The following is a 20198-nucleotide window of genomic DNA, read 5'->3' as shown; positions in this document are numbered from 1 at the left end:
GGCGGCCCCTGGATCATGTAGAACCCGTTGGCGAACACGGCGCCGTTTATCGCCCTCATCTGCAGCTCATTGAAATGCCTCCCGAAGGTGTGGCTTACGGACGCCTCTTTGTGCGGGGGGATCAGCTCGGGGCAGTATATCGAAGATATGAGGTACGGATTGGCCATCGTTCCGGTGCGGAGCTCGCTGATGGCCGTCCTCTGGCGGTCCACGGCGCTTCTCTCGGCCGCGTCGTCCTCTACGATGACCAGCTCCGAGCGCGATCCCAAATGCGCGGTGCGATCCTTGACGTCCTGGAGCACGGACATGCCCTCCTCCGGCTGGATCCTGAAGAACACCGTCAAGGAGTTTCTCGACAGTTTTTTGGAGAGTTCCGCGGCCTTCCTCCTGTATTCGGATTCGATTTCTGCCGAGCGTTTTTTCCTGTGCTCCGCAAGCTCGGATTCGATCGCTGGGCGCATGCTTCCGGCGTGTTCCCCGGCGATCTGGGCCATCCTTTCGTCCGATGATTTCTTTACCGCTTCAGACAGGCATTCTTCGGCCGGAATCAAATCGTAGAACTGCTCCCAATCCCTGTCGTCCGTACCGGATTCCTGGGCGGCCAGATACTGCGAGTCGGCTTTTTCGGAGCGTATCTTCTCGGCGAGCTTTTCGATGATATCTTTGGATGAAGCTGCATATGCTGCGACCTCCGATTCGGCCTCCGGGGAGGACGCGAATTCCGCTTCGGCTGCCGCCATCCTCTCAGCCAGGATCCCGGCGCATTCCTTATCCAGAGAATCCAAAGCCGAATCCCGTTCCCTATCGATCTCTGCTGTCTCTTCCTTTGATAATGGACGGTTAGGCTGGGCCTCCTTTATCCTTTCGCCCAGCATCGACAGCTCGCGGTTCCTCCGCCTTTCGTCCGGGTCGGCCTCGTACTCCTCCTTTTCTATAAGAGGGTCGACGGCTTTCACTGTCCCTCTGGTCAGCCCGTTGAACCCATCCAAATACGCCCTCATCTCTGAGTTTGTAAGGGCCCCTTCGATATCGTGCACCACCTTGACCAGAGTGCATTGGGGCATCCCCGGGATGATCTCGTCGGTCCAGGCCGTGATGCCGTCGTCCACTATCGTTATGTCGGCGGGCACATCCGATATCGGCCCGTAGCAGGCCTGGATGAACTCTGGCGTGCGAATCCTGTAGCCCTTGCCGCTGTTGAGCCCTGATATCTCATCCCTCATGTCCAGGAATCTGGCCCAATCGTCCAGATTGTCTTCCGTGGCTTTCGGATCCAGGACAGGGTATCTTCCTGCCAGGGCGCGGACGAATTCCGGGGTGATGATGCTGTTGGAATAGTTTATCCCCTTCCGGCTTTTGAGCTCCTTGCCGGCCGTGTCATAGTAAAGGTCGGAGCCGTCGTTCACTGTGAGGAAGAAATTGCATTCCGCCTCGGTCTCTCCGATGTATTTCCCCGCATGCTCGGCCAGGAATACGCGGGTGGCCATGAGCTCCCATCCCCCTGTCCTTTCGTTCTGCTCGAAATCCCCCTGGATCACGAGGTCCCTCTCAGATTCCGCCGCGGAATTGACTCTCATAACGACGTTCTCGATCTTCATTCCCTGGTCTTCCGGCGGCTTGTCGAACGATGGGTGCAGGAAACAGGTTTTCCTCGGCTCCTCGCCTTTGTAGAGATGGTCGCGGATGAAATCTTGGACCGTCCTTCTGGCCAGTATCTCCCCCTTCATGCTCCTGTACTGATCGGCCAGAGGCACTATCCTCCTTCCAGACGTCGTGACCTTCCGGCGGCTGTAAGCGGAAAGGTTGACGGAAAGCGTCTTCGCCGGGACCTTCTCCGTTTGGGTCCGGACGTTTTTCTCTACGCCTGTCTGGACGGCGCGCGTGGTCTTGAAAGGTGCGGGGGGCATGGATTACCGCATCGGTTCTGCGTATATAAACCCGCAAAGACCCAGGCCAAAGACTATATCGGCATAAAGGATGGGTGCGCCGGGTGAATCTGATGGAAGCGTCAAAGAAGGCGACGAAAAAGCTGGAGGCCCTGGCGGAAAGCGGGGATGCCGAAGCCCAGTTCGAGCTGGGGAAAAGGTTGCTGGCCGGGGTTCTGGGCGCTGAGAAGGATCTGGAAGGCGGTCTGAGGTTTATAACAAAGGCCGCAGAAGGCGGGGACAAAACCGCGTCAGCCATCTTGGAAGGCATTGAGATGGAAGATGAGATGGCGGCCTCGGAAGCCATGAGAAACCTGGCATCGTCATACTCCTCCGCAGCTTTGGACCTCGATCAGAACCCGGCGAAAAGATCCGAATTCCTGGAATCCAAATCGTTCGCTTACTTTTGGTACCGCAGATCCATCGACGAGGGAAATCCAGAGGCCCTGTTCGATCTCGCCCAGTTCCTGTATATGCTGGGCGGCGACGATTACGAGGAGGCTGCGGTCCTTCTGAAGTACTATTGGGAGATCGAAGGCCCGCGCTCGGACAAAGCGGCAGATATCCTCGGCAAGATGCTATCCAGAGGGTGGATCAAAGACGGCTGGAATTGCTATTACGACGTCATCTGCCTGCTCAGGGATTCCGGCGCCATGGATACCGCAGAGTACGAGCTCGAATACGATCCGGAAGCTCCGGTGGACGACGTGACTGTCGACAAGATTTTCGAGGCATCGCCGGAATACCCAGGGAAAACGAAAGAATCCCAGGCCGAATCCGGCCCTTCCAGCCGCAAGATATGGGACGTCCTGCTGAATATGGGGATAAAAGCGACCTACAACAAGAACACCGGGGTCTGCAAGGTCAGAATCCATGATTGCGAGGACCTTCCGGAGAGGCTGGAAAGATACGGATACCAGATCAGCGAATCCCGCGGCTATTTCGTCGTGAAGGAGAAGAAGAAGCCGAAGCGGCTCGATCCCTGAATCCTCCGAACTCCTCTTCTATCATATCCTCCGCCCTGGATATTATTTCGTTGTAGGAGAGCTCCAGAACCTTCTCCCCGTCGGTCATCGCCGCGAGGTACGCGCTCTGCTGCTCCGGGGATGGGGCCTGATGCATCGCCCTGACGATCTCCCTGAAGGCCGTTTCCATGGACTCTCTATCGCCTTCTCTCACGTCGCAGAGCATCCTCAACGTGTCGATGTCGGATTTCAGGAATGATACGATGCCGTCGCACACGTCCGGATCTTCCTTGCCGGAGAACATCCTGTCGACGAAGTAGTCGATCTTCGAGGATTTCATCTCTTTGATGATAGCCATGAGCGCCTTGTAATCCTTCGAGAAGATGCTTTTGGGCCCGTTCTCTTCGGTGTTCTGAGGCGAGGTCTCAGCAGGCGCGGTTTCGGCTTCTGTATCTTCAGTAGGAGAGCACCCGCGCCTCAGGGATTCGATCTGCGCTTCCAGCTGGGCCATGGTTTCCTTGAGGCCATCCCTGTCCTCTTCGGCTGCTATGAGCTCTGAGCTCTTGTAATCCAAAGACGCGGAAAGATCCTCGATCCTGTCTCTGCAGGCCGCAAGCTCGCCTTTCATCGAAGCCAAGGCCTCTTTGTATGGGGCTGAACTGTCTTCCGCGATCGATTCTGAAGCATCAAGGAGGGCTTCCCTGATGAATTCCCTCATATCCGGTGCTGAATGCCTTACCGAATCCAGATCGTCTTCGTCCGAAGATTCCTGGGGCGAGAGCGACTGCCTGTAGCCGGGATCGGAAATCGGCGCCGACGGGATGGCGCATATCGAACAGCCTCCGATGACGCAGTTGCAGATTTCTATGTCCCTTCCCAGCTCCCCGGCAAGTTTGAAGCGCCTGTCCAAATTGGTGAATTTCAGCGCCCTCTCCAGTTCCGACGCTTTGCGGTCGCGAACCCTCAGCGCCACATCCAGACCCCACATGCGTCCGGTATCTGCGGGTAGGATTTAATGCATTTCAAAGCGGCCAGACGATCGGATCTCGCGGACCATTGATGTTATCGTGAAGCCATTGAAATCTGCTCTTCCATAAGAACTGAAACCTGCCTGGGCGTAGAATTCCGATTCGGAATCGCCATGGGCATGGGCGCAGAACATACCGCCCAGATTTTCCGTCACATTATAGAGAAGCGACAGAGCAGCGTCTCTGCATCCCGATTTCCAGCAGACCGCGGCCACATGGCTGAATCCATCGGGAGGCGATATCGCCAGGCACGCGTCCCGATAAGCTGCCAGCCGAGATATCGTCCCCGAATCTATGGCGAAAGGGATCTTCATGGTCCCCCTCAGAATGAACTCGTGGAGATTCTTGGGCCAAGATCCCGGCGGGCATATGTGGGCGAAAGCGGTTCCGTCCGGATCAGAGAATATGCGCTGGGTCCCTGCCGACGTGACGATGCAATTGTGGAATGCCAGCCTCAGATGCTGCGCCGAAGATTTCTTTCCGGCGATGTGGGAGACGGCCGGATGGCCGGAGTAGAATCCCGCCAGTATCTCCGCTTCCATCCATGCGTCCGCGGCTTTCAGCTCCGGTATCTCCGCCATGGAATCTGATTTTCGACAGAATATAAAAGCGAATGCGCGGATACGGTCTTATGAGATGCCCAAATTGCGGCTCTGAGATAGAAGCCGCGTCTGTCTCCCAAAAATTCTGCTCGAATTGCGGGGCAATGCTCCAGTCCAGCGCCGACGTGCCGCCTTCGAACGGGAAGAACGTGCCGTCCGCGCTGAGGACAGACCACATGATCATCATCAAGCCTGAGATCGTAGATAAAATCACTTTGAAGGCAACGATCGGAAAGTTCTGCGTGGAAAAGCCCTCAGACAAACCGTTCAGGTTCGATCTTCCTTACGGACAATACGATATCCTTCTGGAATCCGAGGGTTTCACCCCCTGCCTCAAGACCGTCTGGCTCAATGACGATGTCAAATTGGTCGCCTGCACGTCCGGGGTCAGAAGCAGATTGCTCGCGATGAAGCGGAGATTGGAGCTGGTGGAGGCCGATTTTGATGATATCCCGGATGCGGATCCCTTGTCCGAAATAAAGATCAACATATCCAATTTCGACAAGCGCGTCCCCGAAAAGATCGTCATCACATTGTACGGCCAGACGAGATTCTGCCATCCGGGGGAATCCGTCTCGTTCAAAGTCCCGTTGGGGATGCATAAGATCACAGTGGATTTCGGCTCCAAATATGTCCCTCTCACCAAGGACATCCAGGTTGCCGGGGATGCGATGTACATAGCGGGCGTCACCGGCACCAAGACCGGCATCCACGGGAAGCCCCGCGTCACTCTGAACTGATCGGCGGAAGATGCCTTTGAGCCCTTGGAGCGGCTTGAATAAGGGCTCAACCATGCGTCTCCCATGGCCGATTACGTATGCCATGTACATCTTCCCCTTCGAATCGGGGAAGTATGCGTCCAGTGTTTCGGGGCTCAGCTTATGGGCCATCATCAGGGCGTTGGAATGGAATCCCGCGATTCCCAGGCCGATCCCGGCAGCCTTCATTCTGTTCGACGCTTCGAAGGCGTGGTCCGGGCTGTCGGAGAAAATGAACAGGACCTGCTTCCCCTCTAGCAGGGATGGGCCGAATCCGCGCTCTTCCAGCTCGCCAGCCAGCGGCAGTTCGGCCGCGTTCTCTTTGAGGATAGCTTTGGCATCCGCCAGATATCTTTCCAGTTCCTCCCCTTGGAGGGTCCTGAGCCACAGCTGGCTGCCTCCGAAGGTTCCGCGCTTCATGAACGAATACATGAGCTGGAGATCCTCCTCAGAAATGAGCCTGCCGTCCATGAATCCGGAGCCTCTGATGCCGCTGTCGGTTCCTCCGCCGACCAATTCGATGGCGCCTTTGGGGCAGGAGGATACGCAATGCCCGCACTTGACGCATCTGTCGCCGCACTCGACGGCTTTGCCATCCTCCAAGCGGATGTTGTCCATCACGCACATGCGGACGCATTTGCCGCAGCCGACGCATTTATCGGCGTCGATCCTCAGATTTCCCATGCTTACGAATCTCCTGACATGATATTAATCGCTGGCGAATCCTCGGCCCTCTGGACGCGTTCAGCTTGACGGCAGGTGTATCAGTATCCCCTCGTACTTCTTGCTGTATTCCGCGTTGTATTCGGCGCCCTCGACGTATTCGCTGATCTTCTCCAGACCGCCTATGGATATCGTCCTGTTGAAGCAGTAGATGTTCCCGCTCTCATGGAACCGTATCAGAACGAACCGTCTGCTGGGGCTGATATGGACGTAGCATCTCCTTCCCGTGAAATACTCGCTCTGGAACGATCTCGGGCCGAACCTGCGCACTTTGAACGCTCTGGGGAACGATGGCTTGCCGTCCTGCTCGAAATGGATCGGCTCCTCTCCCGGATAGCGGGTCTGCGCGGCCGGCCATGATGGGCGCATAGGCTCCGATGTCAGGGTGATCTCCTCGTCCGGGGAATCCGCGGCCATCGTCTCGAGGGCGAATCTTTTCTGCTCCAGCTGGGTCTCAAGATCGCTGATCTTGGCTTCCAGATCGCCGATCTTCTTGCGGTTCTCTTTCTCGAGCTCCTCTTTTATCTTGGAGTATTCCTCCTCGGCGAACCTTTCGCGGAAGGCATCCATGTAAGCGGACTTGTTCCTCTCCCAGAGGGAATCTTCGATGGCCCTCCGGAGGTTCTCATTCATCTGCATGAGCATCGAGAGGGTGACCTGCTCCATCGGCCTGGCATATCTGATGCCGTTGTCGTTCTTGGTGACCGAGCACATCCATATTTCGCCCTGGCGTACGACGTCCTCGTAGCCGCTCCTCAGGATGACCATGTTGTTGTCGTCGGTATAGGCCACCAGACCTTTGCCGCCGAATTTCCTGTTGACCTCGAACTCAAGCAGCGTATACCTTTCTATGTCCTTGACGAGCCTGGCGAATCCGGTGTCCCAATAGTCGCTTATGTTGTTGGGATCATTCTCCATTGTCCCCACCCTCGTCGATGGCCGGACGCATCATCAGGAACGGGATATCGTCCAGTTCCTTGTATACATCGGCTGTTTTGATGCATTCTTTGTTCACGGAGCCTTTGAAGGACGCCACTTCCACCCTTTTCCCGGCGGCCTGGACCTTCTGCATGGCGGGGACGAAATCCCTGTCCCCGGAGACCACTATCGCCACGTCGAAATGGTTCAGGAGAGCGTGCTCGAGCATCTCGCAAGCCAGCGAGACGTCCACCTCCTTCTGCACCAGACGCCCGTCCGATGTCTTCTCCATCGATTCCCTCGATATGACCCTGAACCCGTCCATACGGAGTCTGTCCTGCTCCCTTATGGCCGCGTCGTTCTCGGTCCTGTATTTCCTGGATGCGTCGAACACATAGGCCCCGATGAGATCCCTTCCTCCGACCAGGATCCTGGTCAGCCTCAAGAGGTCGAGCTCCGGATCCTTCCCAGCGTGGGGTATGCATTCCCGGATGTTCATGTAATCCACGAACACCATCACGCGGCTGTAGCTGTGCTCGGCGAATAGGGTCATATCCATTCCGTATTGTATCTGAATGTTTTTAACCTACTGCCTGCGTTCATATGTGCATATGGAAGAATGGCAGGGCAAAGCAGGAGCGGCCGCGGAAAAAGGCGGCGATACGGCCGCAGACATGGATACGGAGCCGGCCCGCGAGATCCCCAAGGAAGAGATGGAGATATTCAGCGGGATAATGGCCGATATCAACAAGGAGATCGACAGGATCAATGTCCATGCGGTCCCGCCGAAAGGATCCTTCAGACAGAGGAGAGCCGCTCCCAAAGCCCCGAAGAGCCAAGACAAAGACGAGAAGATCGCCTCTCTGGAAGCCAGATTGGAGACCGCCGGGGCCGCCAACGACAGGCTCCGCAAGAAAAACGGGGAGCTCAGCAACGACATCGCCAAAATGACGTCCAGGACAAACGACCTTTCCAAAGAGAACGAAAGGCTGGCCGAGGAGAACGGCGAGCTGAAGAGGCGCCTCGCTTCCATCCCCAAATCCCTGGAGGAATCCGAGGAAAGGATAAAGGCTCTGGGATCCGAGAATTCCGCGCTTCAGATGGAAGCCCTCAGGCTCCGCTCGGCCATATCGTCCATGGAAAAGGAGATCGAGGCGAAAGAGAAAGAGATCGGGAGGCTCACGGCTGAGAACGAGAAGATGAGAGCCGGGATTCCGCTGACGGATGTGGCAGGCAAGATCTGCAGGGAATCCGCGACCGAATTCAGGTCCTACCTGTTCAGCGGACCCAGATATGACGTCAAGATAGCCAGAGACGGAAGCTACATGACGTTCAAAGCCGATATCGAGGGCGGCATCCCGTGCCAGAGCGGCACCCTGAAGCTGCCGTCCCTTCCGGATTTGATAGGGTTCTCCGGCCCCAAATCATATGATGCATACCGTTATGGCGGGAGATTGAAGATAATCCTGCGCCGAGGGGATATCCATGGAAAACGATGGCGAGAAGAACAGCCGCTGCAGAAAGATTCGCATAAGGAATTTCCGCAATTTCGGCAGGGAGGGCGTGGACATGACCCTCAACCGCAGCATCGACTGCGACAGGCTGGGGGGCGTGGTGTTCGTCGTCGGGCCCAACAACTGCGGCAAAACCAACGTATTGGACGCCATCTGCAAGCTTCCCGACCCGACCTTCGGCCCGGACGATATCCCGGACTATCCTCTGGACGGCGATCCCGGGGAACCTGAAGTCCGTCTGATAGTCATGGACGGGAAGGAGATAGACCCGACCTCCGAATGCCTCAAAGAGAGCTACGAGCGCTGGAAAGGCATGGATTTCTCCGCTTTCAGAAAGAGGTCCTGCGAAGCGCTGTCAGCATTGGTTTCACAAGAGAAGTTCCCTGATCGCGCCGGAAGCCTGCTGAAGAACATAGACTCGGTGTCGGACGCGTTTCTCGCCGAATCGATGGCCTCGCTCATCTCCAAGAAAGATGTTCACGGGATTCTGGAGGAGGCCGGGCATGACGTCCAGGCTTTGGACTCCGATCTGGCCCTTCTGTTTCCGCCCGGTTCCGACCCGGAATCCTGGTTCGAAAGGACTTATGGATATCCCTACCGCCCGAATGTCATCAGATACGAGGAGAGCCGGCACAGGCAATCCGATCTGAGATGCGGATACGACGATTACGGCGGCATCGTAGCGAAGATCCTGCTGTACGTCAGAGGCGGCCCGTACATCGTCGAGAGGGCCCATGGGGAGCACATCCGCAAAGGGACCACCGGCCCGCTTACCGCCGCCGAGGATTATCTCAACGAAGGCATCAGACCGCTCGCCGACAGATTCAACGAGCTGTACAGAGTTGGGTCATATTCCTTCAGGATACGCTTGCTCGAGGAGCTCATAAGCTTCGAGATCCACCAGGGCGGAATACCCATCGATCTGGACAGGCAATCCTCCGGCTTCAGATGGTTCTTCGATTTCTTCTTCGATGTCCTCTGCGTGAGAAGCCTTGATCGCGGCGACATAGTCGTCATGGACGAGCCCGCGGCCAACATTCATGCATTGGGCCAGTCCGAGCTGGCCGGATTTATAAGGCAGTTCAGCGTCGACAAAGGCATAACCTTCGTGATAAGCACCCACTCGCCCTTTTTGGTCAGCTGCGACAACCTCGACGAGCTCCGCATACTGGCTCCCGACGAAGGAGGGCACGCCAAGATCCACGACAAATTCACCGTCATCGATACAGAGAACCCGGACCAATTGGACGGTATCCTGAAGGGGTTCACCGTAAGCAGGCACGTTCTTTTCGATCCTAACGAGAGGACAGTATTCGTGGAGGGCATAACCGATTACAACTACCTGACCGCGTTCAAGATTCTGTTCGGAGTCAAAGGCATCACTTTCCTGCCTATCAACGGGATCAAAGACACCGAGAAGGTGGTCGACAAAGTCAGGACCTTATCCAGAAACCCGCTGATGCTGGTGGACGGAGACATACCCGGCAACATCCTGCACGGATACGCCAAGAACCGGGATGTGGAAGTAGTCAGGCTATCAGACATAGACCCCCGCTTCTACGACATCGAGAGCGTCTTCACCCATTCCGACCGCAGGGAATTCGACATCGGGAGCAAGGAATGGCATGCCTCATCTGTCTTCAAACAGTACATCAGGCAGAACTCGGGGCGCCTGTCCAACAGGACCAAAAGCAATTTCAGGAAGATACTGGACTATCTGATGTACGGCGGGCCCACCGAGCCTTTGGAGCGATCATATAAGCATTATTTTCAGCCCGCTGTTGGGGACGCTGTAGGTGTCGTAGTCTTTCGGGCCTTCGAAGGGTACCCGCTCATTCAGGTGCTCGAACCTGAGGATCCCGCCGTCGCAGGGGATCCCGTCCGGGTCCTGGCGGAAGATCATGAAGCTGCCATCCACCGCTATGCGCACCGAATAATTTCCGGGGAGGAAGAACCTGGATTCCATCTCGTTCTCGGATATCCTGCGGATGATCGTCCCTGTGGGCGCGCCGTTCATTCTGGATTTTTCGGATGCCTCCAATGTCATGCGCAGCCCATCGCGCTCCGATTCCAGCGAGACGATGCGGGATTCGGCGCGGGCCAGCTTCGATTTCAGCTCGGATGCCTCCGATTCTGTGGCCTCGGTCAGAGATCCGTACTCGGCTTTCAGGCGCTCTATCTGCCTTTTTAAGAGGTCGTTCTCCTGGGAAAGCCTCAGGTTGTCTGCGGAATAGGTGTTCAGCTGGGTCTCCAATCTCCTTATGTCGGACGAGGCGGCCTCGAATCTTTCGGAGGCTTCGACCAATCTGACTCTCATGTCGTTGAGTGATTCTTCCAGATGCTCGCCGTCGGAGTCTTTTTTCGGGGGAGCCGAGGCGATTATTCTGGGCTTCCCGCTGTCGAACGCGATATCGGACTCCATCTCCAGGCTTATGCTTAGGCAATGCGGCATCATTTCCTGGGTCTCATCGGTGACGATGGCTTCGTCCGATGATATGCGTGCCATGGGGTAGCTGTCGGCGATGCATTTGGCCTTGCCGCCTGAGAACGTGTATGTGCCCGGTTTGATTATGACGCAGCGATTCGTCTTCGGGTTGACGACGGCGGCGAAAGTCTCGGACGGGCCCGGCTCGAACCCCGGCTTGAAGCCTCCTGCCAAAATCGACCACAGCACGGAATAGCTGCCGGAGACCTTCCAGAAAGGCTCGAAATCGGAGGAATACGCTAGCTTCAGAAGCTTGATGTCAGACCGCGTGGCTCTCGCTTCGCCGGTGGATAGGTTGCGGTCCAGCACGCTCAGCTCGCCGGGGAATATCCTCAGGCGATCTATGCGTGAGATGTCGGCCCCTTCTGCGGGGACCGTCAGATCGTTGCCCTCGATGTCCCAGATAGCCTCCGGGCGCACGCGCAATCCTGTCCCTCTATTGACGCAAATCGATGTTCTCGTCTGGCCTGATGCCATCTTCTATCCGACCTCAGCCGAAGATCGCAGCTGATAGCATCCACGAAAAGTGCCCTGGTCCGCGCCGTCGGCTTCGCAGAGAACTATGGCTTTTTTTATTTATATACTAAGCCGAACGCAAGCGAGAGCTTCTCTGCCATCGGCATCCGTTCTCGGCTGCTCGGATAACCGCCTCTGACGATGGTCACGCCCTCGTCGAACGCTCCGTACCCTATCGATACGGCATTGCCGGGTATGATTATCCTGCCCAAGCTATGGCATCCGGCGAATGCCCCGCATCTTATCTTCGATATGGACGGCGGCAATACCACCTCCTCCAAAGATGAGCAGCCGAGGAACGTGTCGTCCGTTATCTCTTCGACCTGCTCAGGTATGGATACGGACCTCAAAGACGTGCACCCTTTGAACGCCTTCTTGCCTATCGCTTTCAGGCTCTTCGGGAACTCCACCGACGACAGCCCCTCGCAGCCTTCGAAAGCTTTGTCCGAGATGTATTCAACGCCTTCTTTGATGGCGACGGCGCCGGATACAGCGCGCGGGACCTTGCGAAGGGCCTTGCTCCTGTTCTCATAAAGGATTCCCTTGGAATCCGACGAAAAGAATTTGTTGCGGTAATCCACATCGAAACCGGCTATGGAAGGGCACATCGCAAAGGCTTCCGAATCGATGGTCTGCACCTGCGGAGGAATGCGCACCTCGCTGAGGCTGTGGCAGCCTTCGAACGCCCATTTCTCGATGCGTTTCAGCGAATATGGCAGCGTCACGCCGGACAGCGAAGCGCAGCCGGAGAACGTCCTGCTCTCCAGCGATCTGACCCCGTCAGGTATGGAGGCGGATGTCAGCGAAGCGCAGCCGTAGAAGGCCCCTACGCCTATCTCCGTTATTTCCTGGGAGAGTTCGATGGACACCATGGATTCGCATCCGAAGAAGGCCCAGCTCCCGATTGAAACGACGGAATCATCCATGTCCACGGATGCGAGGCCTTTGCATCCGCTGAATGCCCCCGACCCTATCTCAGCTGTTTCCCCGGGAATCAAAGCGTTCCCCTTCATTCCGCAGGGGGCTCTGATCAGCAGCCGGAAATCCTTCGAGTAGAGTATCCCCTGGCGGTCGGCGGCGAAAGAGGCGTTATTCGGGCTCACGGTGAACGATGTCATGGAAGAGCATCCGTCAAACGCGCTCTCTCCGATCTCCTCCGTTTTGCGGGGGATCTCCACGGTCTCAAGCGAAGAGCATCCTGCGAAGGCCTTCGCCCCAATCTTCTTGATGGAGCGGGGCAGACTCACCGAGCTGAGGGACTTCTGCATCTCGAATGCGCTCTCCCCTATCGAGACCACCGCATAGGTCCTGCCGGAGCATACTATCCTGTCAGAAACAGCGGCCATCTCCAATTGCGCGATGCATGATCTGAGCTCGGCCTTGGATTCAGACAGCGGTATGAAATACATCCCGCCGCTTTCCATGGTTCCGTTCGGGCCCGGGACAGCTTTCGATGTGCTTGTCGCGCAGAGCTCCAGATCGGTGCCTTTCCTTCCTGAGAAATTGTCCGCGGCGGCCCGCAGATCCTTCAGCACTTTCATCCATACGGCACCGTCCGGCCCAGCCTTCGACATGAGCCTGCCGGCCGCCTCCGAAGATTCCTCCGGATCGTCAGAGGATATGATCGCCGAAAGCGAGACGGCATCCGATTCCGACATCCGCTTTATCGCCTCGATCTCCTCGGGATGGAATCCGCGGTGCTCCATGTAAGGCAGCATCCTGGATGGGACATCCGAAAAAATGCCCATGCCTGCGGACTGAAACATATCAAGGAATTTCTCGGCGCCGTCCACGAAAAGCGGAATCTCATCGGCGTTCAAATATCTTATTCTCGAACAAAAATACTGCCAATGTCAGACGATACAGGAATGCTTCCTCGATCAGGTTTCAGAAGGCGGCGCCCGGCGAAAAAGCGCAGACGCCGCCAAGCGGTTTCATTTGCGGACGATCAGCACGTCGCAAGAGGCGTATCTGGAAATCATCTCCGAGACGCTTCCCATGACGGCTTTCTTCAGCCCGGAGCGGCCCAAAGTTCCGCAGACGACCAGATCGAAATCGGACGCAAGATCGGTGAGGGCCTCTCCCGGATGGCCGACCATGACTTTGTAGTCCACTTCGACTCCGGCCGCATCGGCTTCCGACCTCATGAAAGAAAACACTTCGTCGGCATTCTTCAGGGGGTCGCGCACGGTAGCGACATTCGGGGCCAAATTGTACCCTATAGCCTCAACGTATGCCGCGGTCAGCTTCGCGCCGGTATCTTTGGAGATCCTTATGGCCTTTCTGACGGCAGGCTTGTTGTTCTCGCTGCCGTCTACGGCCACCAATATTTTGGAGTACATTTTAACCTCAGAAAACAAATTGATTTACGGGTATTTATAGTGGTTATAAAGGGTATGAAATGCATCCAATAAAACAATTTAACCAAATAAAGCCATTCAGGAAAAATGAATCCTTCAGAGACCAGGGTGATGGAATTGTTCCGGGAATTGACGGCGGTCCCGCGCCCATCAGGACACATGGGATCTATCGGCGCCTATCTCGAAGGATTCGCCGCGGAGAGAGGTCTCAGATCAAGGAAAGATTCGGCCGGAAACATTCTGATAGAACGCCCGGGCACAGGTATGCCGATAATTTTGCAGGGGCATCAGGATATGGTCGCCAATTCCATATCCGAATTCGATTTCGCGTCCCAGCCGCTTTCTATCTCCGAGAAGGACGGCTGGGTGAGCGCGGATGGCACCACGCTCGGAGCTGACGACGGCGCCGGAATCGCGATAATGCTTTGCGCTCTGGAAGATCCATCATTGGAAGGCATACCGTTGGAATGCCTGTTCACCGCCGACGAGGAGATAGGTCTGGTCGGAGCCTCCCAACTGCCTTCCGATTGGCTGAAAGGAAAGTTCATGATCAACATCGACAGCGAGGACGACGATGAGATAACGATAGGCAGCGCCGGGTCCACCGATATCGAGGCGGTTTTTTCGCCGGAGAGAAGCCGCGGATGCGGGAAGATCTGCAGCGTCTCGGTATCCGGCCTTCTCGGGGGGCATTCCGCCATGGAGATAGATTCCGGCAGAGCCAATGCGATACTTATCGCGGCAGACTTCGCCAGACAGATCGAGGGCGCGAGATTGGTTTCCGCCTCTGCCGGGGCCGCTCCCAATATTATCCCGATGCGCTGTGAGCTCCGGTTCCTCTGCGAGAGCGATCCGAGGGATCTGTTCCATAGCTATTCGGAAAAGATCAGAGCCGAATATGCGGAGGCCGATCCGGACATCAGCATGAGCCTATGGGTCAGCGACGGATGCGCTTCTGCGTGGTCCAAGGAGGCAACCAGAAGCTTTCTGGATTCCTTGCTGTCATGCCCGAACGGACCTCTCGAATTCGATCCGCACGGCCTAAAAACTTCGTCGAATCTTGCCATGCTTTCCTCGCGCGGAGATTCCTTGGCAGTAATATCTAAGCCGAGGAGCTCGGATGCGGAGGCATTGGATTCTTTGATCGGGAAGATAGAAAGCGCATTCGGATAGGCCGGCGCAGAGACCTCCCATTCCGAAGCGTTCCCTCCATGGCTGGAACCCGAAGGATCCGAGATCGTATCGGCGGCATCCTCGGTCTATCGCAGAGTCTACGGCAAAGAGCCCAGAATTGTGGCGACGCACGGAGGATTGGAATCCAGCACGATTAAGAGCAAATACCCCGGGCTGGCCGCTGTTTCGGTGGGCCCTACGATCATCGGCGCCCACACCCCTGATGAGCGCATGAGCGTGGAGTCTCTGGTCAGGACTAAGGACTATGTCTTCGAGCTGGTCCGCGAGCTTTCTCGGGCAAATAACGGAGACTGAAGCAGCAGAAAAATGCTTTCGGGTGGATGAGCGGCGTACCCTCGAACTCGACACGCTTCAAAGACCGGCATTTGAAGAAGGCTTTGGGACTGATGCGTTCCACTGTGTAAGGTACGCGCACTTTCTCTGCTTTGGTTTTGGCGAAGCTTCTGCTTCCGATCTCCGCCACCGGGAAGACGCGGTCTCCGCAGCGGATCCTGGCCGGTATCTTAACTTCGCCGCCGCTGTCGCAGCAAACCAGCCTGACACCTTCTCCGCAGATTTCGAACAGCATTCCGTCGGCATCGTATAGGTCTTTACGTCTCCTGGCAGGAACGGCGGTGCTGAAATCGATCTCCCTGTATTTTGCTTCCGCAGATTCCTTCATGGCCCTGAGCTCCGGGCAATCCCTGCAGACCACGCCGACGGATGTGTCATCTCTGCCGCTGGCATCGGATCTGGCGCTCGCTTTCCACATGAGCCTGGGCCAGAGATCCCCGGAATCCAGCGGGAAGAACGAGGCCGAACGGCAGAAGCGGAGGAAACTCTCGCGGCTCTCGAAAGTATTTGTGACGCCGTCGGTCGCGAGTACTATGGCCATGGGGATGCGCTCGGTCTCATACCAAAACCTGAAGCTGCGAACCGGATCGGATTGGCAGAGGGAGGTCGTCATGTTCATGCGGCATTTGGGGTCGTCCGCAACCGGCAGAAAATCCTCGTCACCGATGGCGGCGGCTAATCCATCGCCGATCTGGATGCAGAAAGCGCAGCTGTCGGAAAGGCAGCAGACCAGAAGCGTAGCCCCGTAGGCGATGAGAGGATCCTGATCAGATATGCCCAAGTTCGACATCCAAATTCTTTCCGCGTAAGAGAGGGGATGCCCGGCATCGTAGTCCAGGACCTTCTCCTTCCATGATGAGACGATCGACTCCGCCAACGTTCCGAGGGCAGCATCGCAGTCAGTACCGGACAATTCCGCGGAACCGTGTTTCTAGATTTCGCGGACGGCTTCCAGAGCGCAATCGACGGCTATGCGGGATCCGACATTGCTGCGGAAATATCTGCTGCCGCCGTGCCCGTCCGATACCGCAGCCGCGGAGAACCATTCGTCGGAGATGCAGCCTGAGCTGTCCTGGCATGGGAGGCCGCATGCGTAGTGGGATTTTCCCGGCATAGAGCCTGCCGAAGCAGAGAACGGCGCCGTATCACCAGCCCGAATCGCTCTCTTCGTCTTCATCGCCCAGCGCATCGTTCTTCATGTCGATGAATGCCTGCTCCTTGAGCCTGCAGGATTCCTCGCTCATCTCCCCGCTGGGATCGAATCCGATGCTCCTGCTTCCGACCGCAGAGCTGGTGACGCTGGCGAATCTTATCGCCTCAGCCAGACGCTTCCCGTTTGTGGCTTTGAGGACGAGCTCGGGATTGCCGGTGAAAGATTCCAAAACCTCCGAATCGAAAGCTTCTCCGATTCCCAAAGCGATCTTCAGGCTGCTTCTGAACCATTTGTTGCCTTTCAGAGCTTCGAGCCCGGAGGCGTAGTCATCTGTGGGGTAACCATCGGTAAGCATGAAAACAACCGGGGCGAAAGACAGATGCGGAGCCGAAAGGAAAGCGCTTCTGGACATCTTCGAATTGAGCTCCCTGAACGCCGCGCCCATCGGGGTCATGCCATCGGCGGATAGCCTCTCCCAGCGGAAGGTCTCCACGGACACTGGTTCCGAATACATCCATTGGCATCCCTCGCCGAAAGTGATGACCGCGAGATGAATGTCAGAATCGGCGCCGCCTATGTTTCTGAGTTCCGGGATAACCTCTTCCATCACCTGATTTACAATACCTATCTTCTCCCCGCGCATCGAGCCCGAAACATCCACCAGATAAAACAGAACAAGTCTTTTCCTTGCGATCGGTTCCGCATCCAGCGGATCGAACAGTTCCTCACCCATCATCATTCCTCCTCAACACTTTGCCTTCGACCCCATGTCCGAATTCTATTCTCATACCGGCGCGGAGCGGGGCGCCTCCGCCGGGCTCAATTGTTTTGGACGCATCGCTGTAAACGGCCGTCCATCTGGTTCCGCTCAAATTCTTGAATCCGAAGAGGCCCGGCGAATTCCTGTTCTCGACGACTCTGGCCGAGACCTCATGCAACTCTTCCGATTCAGGATCGATCTGGAACGAGAATATCTCTGTCCCTTCTGTGAGAACGATGCGCGTATCTCCGATTTTGAGCACGGGGTATTCCGACCCGCATCTGGGGCAGACGAACGCGCCATATTTTTCGGCGGCATCCCCTGCGAAAGAGGTCATGCCGCAGCGGCACCGGAACGATTCCGATCTGAGCCTGGACAAAGCGGATATCCAATCCGTTTCGATGGGCCTGGCTGGAAGGTCCCTCAGGCCATCGCAGAATGCCCTGATGAATAGGTCCCTGATGTATAGCGGATAATGGCCCCACATCTTTATCGAATTCGCGTTCATCGTCTCGTCGGGACGGTTGGAGCGGTCTTTAGGATCGAAGATGAAGACAGGGTTCTCGCCGTAGTATTTTCTGTAATTGTAATCGGTGAGATTGCAGCACCCAAGAACTTTGGACCCGCAGAACGGATCATCCCTGAAGAGCAATTTGAACAGAATGATAGCCATCGAGAATCTATCCGAATAGACGTTGGGGCGGGAGACACCCAGCACTATCTCGGGAGCCATATACCCCTGCTTGCCGGCAATCCCGAAGTTGCAGCCGTCAGCGGCTATATTGTCGCAATCGCAGATGAGAACGTCGCCGGAAGAGGTATCGACAGCAATCCCGCCGTCGTTCAGATCTTGGTATGATTTTCCTGCTCTGTGCAATGCCAAAAAGGATTCCACGATCTGCAGGGCAGCGTTGGCCAAAGCAGTGAAGCCGGAGAATCTGACAGGCAACTTTCTTGGCGGATCAGATTTGGTGACTTTATAAGTCCTCAATATGTCGCTGAAAACCTCATGATCTGCAGGTAGCAAAGGCATTACATAGCCATAGCCATCGCGGAAGGTTTCGGTGATATCCAGAGGCCAGACGAATTTCGGGCTGGGGGCGCCGTCGTTAACATTCTTTCTGAGATTCTCGCGGAAACCTATATTAGACCTGATTTTTGAGGATGTGTACCATTTCAGAGCGCAGGTCCTGCCTTTATGCATAACAGGATAGATTTCGCCTTGCCCGCCGCTGCCCAAGGGAGAGCCCAGAACCTCGACGGAACCGCCCATTGACAATGGAATCCTCTCTCCGACGGATAAAGCGGGCATAAAACAGTGAATCAATAGGGCTTTAATAGATTTGCTGGAAGATGCTGAATGGCTTTAAGGTCAGCATGGATATCCAGATTCATGCCCAATGCAAATGAGCCGAAACCTGGTACGCGGTCTCATTACCATTACAACACTTTGGCCGACCGGAAAAAACGCATGTACGAAAGGATCCGGAAGGCGATGGTATTGTCGGAAGAATCCGTCACATTCGCTGAGTCAATGACAGTTGACGAGTCGATGGAGCTTATAGAGAGCGTCCTGAATGACAACCCTCAGATATTTTGGCTGAAGAACGGATGCGAAATCATGATGGGCAATGGAACCACGACACTGAGATTTATACCTAATCGCTTTGCCAAAGAAAGAGAGAAGCACAAAGAAGCCCTCATCAAAGCTGCCAAAGACATTCACGCGAAATATGTGGCAAATAAATCGGACGCATATGCGATCGAACTGGCTGTTCATGATTTATTCGCATCATATGTAAAATACGATGGAACTGACGACGATTCATCGCATTCGATCATCGGACCATTGCTCTATAAAAGGGGAGTATGCGAAGGAATCGCTAAAGCAGCGGCATTTTTGCTCAACGCGTATGGAGTCGATACTTCCGTGATATTCGGAAGGAAAAAATCGGATAACGTCTACCACGCATGGAATGTGATGAAGATAGGAGCCAATTGGTATCTTAGCGACATAACATTGGACATCCAGGATAATGTGGGAGCACCGATACGGTTCTATCTGAATATGGATGATGCAATGGCATCGAGAACACACGTTATGAAGAAACCGGCGGGCTGCAACTCGAAGAAAAACAATTATTATGTGAGAAAAGGAACTTATTTCAAGAGACAGAAGGATGCGGATAGGTATCTAATGGATTATTCCATAGAGATTGTCGGGCCTCCAACAGAAAGAAAGCTCGCATCCGTGACATATGATTTTTATGTGGAAGAAGACTCGGATACGAATCATTACGTAGAGCTCTTAAAGGAAAAATACAGAAAGGTTGGGATAGGATTCGGCATGAGCGCAGTAAGCGCAGAGGGAAGATCCAGAATCACATTGAAATGATCGGAACGAGAATCATAAATCGATATGAATCAGATTATAAGTAGGAAATGACAGAAAAAACCAGAAAACAAAAATTCGAAACGATCTATGCAATAAAGAATAGGGATGTCTTTGCAGAAGATCCGAAAGCGCTGATAGGATTCATGATGGATCTAGGCTTTGAGAGCGTAGACATCAATATGGTCAGATACCTTTGCAAAACCGATGTCGAGGCTATATCAGAAATTATAGCTGGAAATCTTGAATTAAAAGAAAAACTGGGACTGATAGCTACAAAAACGCGGTTAGATAAAAACAAATTGGAATCGTTATTGAAAGATATAGCACCTTAAATAAAATAATTCTATTATTTTAGAAGAAAAGTGGCGTTCGATGCTACGTTTGGCGCATGGCAAGCTGCCGAGGGGCGGGCCATGGGGCCCGCCCCGCATAGGAGGTGATCCATCTGCAGGTTCCCCTACAGATACCTTGTTACGACTTAACCTTCCTTGCTGAATCTCAGTTCGAACGCCCCAATCAGGAGCGGCCTCACTGAAACCCGACTCGGATGGTTTGACGGGCGGTGTGTG

General features: G+C 55.2%; 18 protein-coding genes and 1 rRNA gene. 6 read left to right on the top strand and 13 right to left on the bottom strand.

All coding sequences use genetic code 11. The features are described 5' to 3' along the window. Positions 1-1907 (bottom strand): hypothetical protein (locus IKP20_04205; protein ID MBR4504158.1); only part of this gene is annotated, 1907 nt, incomplete at its 3' end. A 92-nt stretch (positions 1908-1999) separates the two neighbouring features. On the opposite strand from IKP20_04205, the gene IKP20_04200 reads away from it, so the two are divergent. Beyond that, entirely contained in the window at positions 2000-2911 is a 912-nt protein-coding gene (locus IKP20_04200; protein ID MBR4504157.1) for a sel1 repeat family protein, read from the top strand. On the opposite strand, the gene IKP20_04195 is transcribed toward IKP20_04200, so the two are convergent. From IKP20_04195 to IKP20_04175, 5 genes are all read right to left on the bottom strand, one after another. Beyond that, positions 2847-3878, bottom strand: coding sequence for a hypothetical protein (locus IKP20_04195; protein ID MBR4504156.1), 1032 nt, complete (start codon positions 3876-3878; stop codon positions 2847-2849). The genes IKP20_04200 and IKP20_04195 overlap by 65 nt on opposite strands. Positions 3879-3902: 24 nt before the next feature. Then, a complete protein-coding gene (locus tag IKP20_04190) occupies positions 3903-4499 on the bottom strand; it encodes a hypothetical protein (GenBank protein MBR4504155.1) in 597 nt (198 codons plus the stop codon). A 275-nt stretch (positions 4500-4774) separates the two neighbouring features. Next, the gene (locus IKP20_04185) at positions 4775-5962 is read right to left on the bottom strand and encodes a 4Fe-4S binding protein (GenBank protein ID MBR4504154.1); all 1188 of its coding nucleotides are present in this window, start codon (positions 5960-5962) and stop codon (positions 4775-4777) included. 60 nt (positions 5963-6022) lie between these two features. Further along, complete coding sequence (locus IKP20_04180) at positions 6023-6919, bottom strand: hypothetical protein (protein ID MBR4504153.1); 897 nt, start codon at positions 6917-6919, stop codon at positions 6023-6025. Further along, positions 6909-7478 (bottom strand): NYN domain-containing protein, encoded by a 570-nt coding sequence (locus tag IKP20_04175; GenBank protein MBR4504152.1) that lies wholly within the window; start codon positions 7476-7478, stop codon positions 6909-6911. Before IKP20_04175 ends, IKP20_04180 begins: the two co-directional genes overlap by 11 nt. 926 nt (positions 7479-8404) lie before the next feature. On the opposite strand from IKP20_04175, the gene IKP20_04170 reads away from it, so the two are divergent. After that, entirely contained in the window at positions 8405-10624 is a 2220-nt protein-coding gene (locus IKP20_04170) for an AAA family ATPase (GenBank protein ID MBR4504151.1), read from the top strand. A gap of 866 nt (positions 10625-11490) precedes the next feature. On the opposite strand, the gene IKP20_04165 is transcribed toward IKP20_04170, so the two are convergent. After that, entirely contained in the window at positions 11491-13254 is a 1764-nt protein-coding gene (locus tag IKP20_04165; protein MBR4504150.1) for a leucine-rich repeat domain-containing protein, read from the bottom strand. 114 nt (positions 13255-13368) lie between these two features. Next, complete coding sequence (locus IKP20_04160) at positions 13369-13776, bottom strand: universal stress protein (protein MBR4504149.1); 408 nt, start codon at positions 13774-13776, stop codon at positions 13369-13371. A gap of 105 nt (positions 13777-13881) precedes the next feature. Here IKP20_04160 and IKP20_04155 point away from each other — a divergent pair, with 105 nt between their 5' ends. Both IKP20_04155 and IKP20_04150 read left to right on the top strand, forming a co-directional pair. Next, complete coding sequence (locus IKP20_04155; protein MBR4504148.1) at positions 13882-14967, top strand: M20/M25/M40 family metallo-hydrolase; 1086 nt, start codon at positions 13882-13884, stop codon at positions 14965-14967. Positions 14968-15009: 42 nt separating this feature from the next. Further along, positions 15010-15282, top strand: coding sequence for a M20/M25/M40 family metallo-hydrolase (locus tag IKP20_04150; protein MBR4504147.1), 273 nt, complete (start codon positions 15010-15012; stop codon positions 15280-15282). Here IKP20_04150 and IKP20_04145 read toward each other — a convergent pair. The 4 genes from IKP20_04145 to IKP20_04130 are packed head-to-tail and all read right to left on the bottom strand — an operon-like array spanning position 15224 to position 18546. Then, entirely contained in the window at positions 15224-16234 is a 1011-nt protein-coding gene (locus IKP20_04145) for a protein phosphatase 2C domain-containing protein (protein MBR4504146.1), read from the bottom strand. The genes IKP20_04150 and IKP20_04145 overlap by 59 nt on opposite strands. Positions 16235-16252: 18 nt before the next feature. Next, entirely contained in the window at positions 16253-16435 is a 183-nt protein-coding gene (locus IKP20_04140; GenBank protein MBR4504145.1) for a protein phosphatase 2C domain-containing protein, read from the bottom strand. Between the two features lie 31 nt (positions 16436-16466). Next, a complete protein-coding gene (locus IKP20_04135) occupies positions 16467-17210 on the bottom strand; it encodes a VWA domain-containing protein (GenBank protein MBR4504144.1) in 744 nt (247 codons plus the stop codon). Beyond that, entirely contained in the window at positions 17200-18546 is a 1347-nt protein-coding gene (locus tag IKP20_04130) for a hypothetical protein (GenBank protein ID MBR4504143.1), read from the bottom strand. The genes IKP20_04135 and IKP20_04130 overlap by 11 nt, the downstream gene beginning before the upstream one ends. A gap of 159 nt (positions 18547-18705) precedes the next feature. Here IKP20_04130 and IKP20_04125 point away from each other — a divergent pair, with 159 nt between their 5' ends. Then, complete coding sequence (locus IKP20_04125) at positions 18706-19629, top strand: hypothetical protein (GenBank protein ID MBR4504142.1); 924 nt, start codon at positions 18706-18708, stop codon at positions 19627-19629. 47 nt (positions 19630-19676) lie between these two features. Next, positions 19677-19961, top strand: a complete 285-nt coding sequence (locus IKP20_04120) for a hypothetical protein (protein ID MBR4504141.1) — start codon at positions 19677-19679, stop codon at positions 19959-19961. A gap of 99 nt (positions 19962-20060) precedes the next feature. Here the strand turns inward: IKP20_04120 and IKP20_04115 are convergent. Then, positions 20061-20198: ribosomal RNA gene (locus IKP20_04115) — 16S ribosomal RNA — on the bottom strand; the annotation flags it as partial.

Source organism: Candidatus Methanomethylophilaceae archaeon (assembly GCA_017524805.1).
Taxonomy (GTDB): domain Archaea; phylum Thermoplasmatota; class Thermoplasmata; order Methanomassiliicoccales; family Methanomethylophilaceae; genus Methanoprimaticola.
The sequence above is the reverse complement of the archived record's forward strand: the minus strand, read 5'-3'. Positions and strand labels throughout refer to the sequence as shown.

Bases quoted from the DNA above. Each gene is read 5' to 3' on its own strand.
- IKP20_04170 (MBR4504151.1), top strand. From the start codon at position 8,405: ATGGAAAACGATGGCGAGAAGAACAGCCGCTGCAGAAAGATTCGCATA.
- IKP20_04120 (MBR4504141.1), top strand. From the start codon at position 19,677: ATGACAGAAAAAACCAGAAAACAAAAATTCGAAACGATCTATGCAATA.
- IKP20_04180 (MBR4504153.1), bottom strand. From the start codon at position 6,919: ATGGAGAATGATCCCAACAACATAAGCGACTATTGGGACACCGGATTC.
- IKP20_04185 (MBR4504154.1), bottom strand. From the start codon at position 5,962: ATGGGAAATCTGAGGATCGACGCCGATAAATGCGTCGGCTGCGGCAAA.
- IKP20_04160 (MBR4504149.1), bottom strand. From the start codon at position 13,776: ATGTACTCCAAAATATTGGTGGCCGTAGACGGCAGCGAGAACAACAAG.
- IKP20_04190 (MBR4504155.1), bottom strand. From the start codon at position 4,499: ATGGCGGAGATACCGGAGCTGAAAGCCGCGGACGCATGGATGGAAGCG.
- IKP20_04140 (MBR4504145.1), bottom strand. From the start codon at position 16,435: ATGCCGGGAAAATCCCACTACGCATGCGGCCTCCCATGCCAGGACAGC.
- IKP20_04130 (MBR4504143.1), bottom strand. From the start codon at position 18,546: ATGCCCGCTTTATCCGTCGGAGAGAGGATTCCATTGTCAATGGGCGGT.
- IKP20_04155 (MBR4504148.1), top strand. From the start codon at position 13,882: ATGAATCCTTCAGAGACCAGGGTGATGGAATTGTTCCGGGAATTGACG.
- IKP20_04200 (MBR4504157.1), top strand. From the start codon at position 2,000: ATGGAAGCGTCAAAGAAGGCGACGAAAAAGCTGGAGGCCCTGGCGGAA.
- IKP20_04125 (MBR4504142.1), top strand. From the start codon at position 18,706: ATGTACGAAAGGATCCGGAAGGCGATGGTATTGTCGGAAGAATCCGTC.
- IKP20_04135 (MBR4504144.1), bottom strand. From the start codon at position 17,210: ATGATGGGTGAGGAACTGTTCGATCCGCTGGATGCGGAACCGATCGCA.
- IKP20_04175 (MBR4504152.1), bottom strand. From the start codon at position 7,478: ATGGATATGACCCTATTCGCCGAGCACAGCTACAGCCGCGTGATGGTG.
- IKP20_04195 (MBR4504156.1), bottom strand. From the start codon at position 3,878: ATGTGGGGTCTGGATGTGGCGCTGAGGGTTCGCGACCGCAAAGCGTCG.